General features: G+C 76.1%; 1 protein-coding gene. It reads right to left on the reverse strand.

The window, feature by feature from the left end:
• Positions 1-199: 199 nt before the first annotated feature.
• Positions 200-2858, reverse strand: a 2659-nt coding sequence (locus tag UO65_RS32720; protein WP_152552396.1) for a type I polyketide synthase, incomplete at its 5' end; no start/stop codon positions are given.

Below are 2858 nucleotides of genomic sequence, written 5' to 3' on the forward strand. Positions count from 1 at the left end.
CCCCGGCCAAACACATCCACCCACCCGGGCAGTCGCTCGCCAGGCCGGCGGTTTTCGGGATGGTCGGCCTGCGTTGAAGACCTCCACCCACCCGGGCAGTTGGCTCGCCGGGGCAGCGGTTTGGTGGGTGGTCGGCCTGCGTTGAGGACATCCACCCAGCCAGTTACACCCACCAAACCCCGGGCTTCGAGGGCGAAGCCTAAGCCAGGCCCAGTTCGTCGTCCAACAGGCGGAACATGTCGTCGTCGGAGACTGCCTCGATGTCGAACCGCTCCTGTTGCTCCTCCTGCTGGTGGCCTGTTCCCCAGCGGGTGCGGAGGACGTCCAGCCTGCCCGCGATCTGGCGGTGCAGGTGCTCGTCGACGGGGGTGAGCCCGCCCAGTGCCACTTCCAGCCGGTCGAGTTCCGCCAGCAGGGCGCCCGTGCCGGTGGGCGCGTCGGGGAAGAGGCGGGACAGCAGGTGCTCCACGAGGTCCGCGGGGGTGGGGTGGTCGAACAGCAGCGCCGCGGGCAGCCGCAGGCCGAGGTCGGCGCCCAGCCGGTTGCGGAACTCCACCGCGATCAGCGAGTCGAAGCCGAGGTCCTGGAACCGCCGGTCCGGTCGCAGGGCGGCGGCGTCGCCGTGGCCGAGCACCGCGGCCGCGTGGGCGCGGATGAGGTCGAGCACCAACTGCGGTCGGTCGGTCGCCGGGGCGGCGGTCAGGGCCGTGGTGGTCCCGCCGGTCGGGGTGGCCGTGGCGACGGTGCGCCGGACCGGTGTTCGGACGAGGCCCCGCAGCAGCGGGGGGACCTCTCCCCCGGCCCGCACCGCGGCGGTGTCCAGCCGCACCGGCACGCTCGCGGCGCTGTCCAGTGCGGCGTCGAACAGCGCCAGGCCCTCTTCTGCGGACAGCGGGAGCAGGCCGGAGCGCCGCATCCGGGTGTGGTCGGCCTCGGACAGCCCACCGGTCATCCCGGTCTCCTGCTCCCACGGCCCCCAGGCGAGCGCGGCGGCGGGCAGCCCCCGGGCGCGCCGGTGCGCCGCGAGTGCGTCGAGGAAGGCGTTGCCCGCCGCGTAATTGGCCTGGCCGACCGCGCCGAACACCCCCGCCGCCGAGGAGAACAGCACGAAGTGCTCCACCTCGCCGACGAGTTCGTGCAGGTGCCAGGCCGCGTCCACCTTGGGGCGCAGCACGGCGGCCAGCCGCTGCGGTGTCTGGGTGTCCAGCACGCCGTCGTCCAGCACGCCCGCCGTGTGCACGACCGCGGTGACCGGGTGGTCGGTGTCGACCGAGGCCAGGGCCTCGGCCAGGGCGGAGCGCCGGGTGACGTCGCAGGCCACGACGGAGGCCCTGGCGCCCAGTCCGGCCAGCTCCGCCACCAGTTCCGCCACGCCGTCCGCCTTGGGGCCGCGCCTGCTCAGCAGCAGCAGGTGCCGCACGCCGTGCCGGGCGGCCAGGTGCCGGGCCACCAGGGCGCCGAGACCACCGGTGCCTCCGGTGATGAGGACCGTGCCGTCGGCGTCCCACGTGGCCGGGGCGCCTGCGGGTGCCGCCGCCAGCCGGGCCGCGTACGCCTGCCCCTCGCGCACCACGACCACGGGTTCGCCGGTGACGACGGGGTCTCCGTCGCCCTCGACGTCGACCAGGTGGAAGCGGTCCGGCCGCTCGGCCTGGGCGGACCGGACGAGGCCCCACGCGGCGGCGGCGGCCGGGTCGGCCCCGCTCACCACGCCCCGGGACACGAACACCACCCGGTCCTCGGAGGTGCGCACCTCCTCCAGTGCCGCCGCGGCCAGCGCGTGGGCGGAGGAGATCACGTCGGTGCCGCCCACCAGCGGGACCAGGCGCACGCCTTCGGCGGGGACGGCGGGCACCGGCGTCGACCACTCCACCCGGTACAGCGCGTCGGCCCCGGCGCCGCCCAGGTGCTCGGCGGCGACGGCCCGCAGGGTGAGGGAGTCCACGCTGAGCACCGGGGTGTCCGCCGGGTCGGTGGCGGTCAGCGACACGACGTCGCCGTCCACCACCAGCCGGGCCCGCAACGCCGTGGCACCGGAGGCCCGCAGCGACACCCCCTCCCAGGAGAAGGGCAGCCTGCTGCTCGCACCGCCCGCGGTCAGCCCGAGGGTGTGCAGGGCGGCGTCGAGCAGGGCCGGGTGCAGGCCGTGCTCCGCGGCCCGCCCCGCTGCCGGTTCGGGCAGCTCGACCTCGGCGAACAGGGTTCCGTCCGCGCCCTGCCACGCCGCGCGCAGGCCCTGGAACGACGGGCCGTAGTCGAAGCCCAGCGCGAGCACCCGGTCGTAGAACCCCTCCAGCGGCAGGGATGGCGCGTTCGGCGGCCAGGCCACGGCCTCGACGGCGCCCGCCCCGCCCGCGCCGAGGACCCCGGAGGCGTGCTGGGTCCAGGGGCCGTCGTCGCCGCCCGGTCGGGAGGAGACCCCGATCCGGCGGTGGCCGTCCCCGTCCGGCGCGGCCACGGCCACCTGGACGTCGACGCCGCCCTGTTCCGGCAGCACCAGCGGCGCGGCGATGGTCAACTCCTCGACGCGGTCCAGTCCCACCTCGTCGCCCGCGCGCAGCGCCAGTTCGACGAAGCCGGTGCCCGGGAACAGGAGCTTGCCGTGCACGGCGTGGTCGGCGAGCCACGGTGTGGTCCGCGCCGAGAGCCGGGCGGTCAGCAGGAGGCCGCCGTCGGCCAGCGGGACGACCCCGCTGAGCAGCGGGTGCCCGACGGGGGTGAAGCCGCCGCCCGCGGGCGTGACCGGCTCCGGCCAGAACCGCTCGTGCTGGAAGGCGTAGGTGGGCAGCTCGACCCGCCGCGCACCGAGCCCGGCGAAGAACGCCGACCAGTCGACGGGAACGCCGTACGCGTGCAGG

Source organism: Actinokineospora spheciospongiae, assembly GCF_000564855.1.
GTDB classification, from domain to species: domain Bacteria; phylum Actinomycetota; class Actinomycetes; order Mycobacteriales; family Pseudonocardiaceae; genus Actinokineospora; species Actinokineospora spheciospongiae.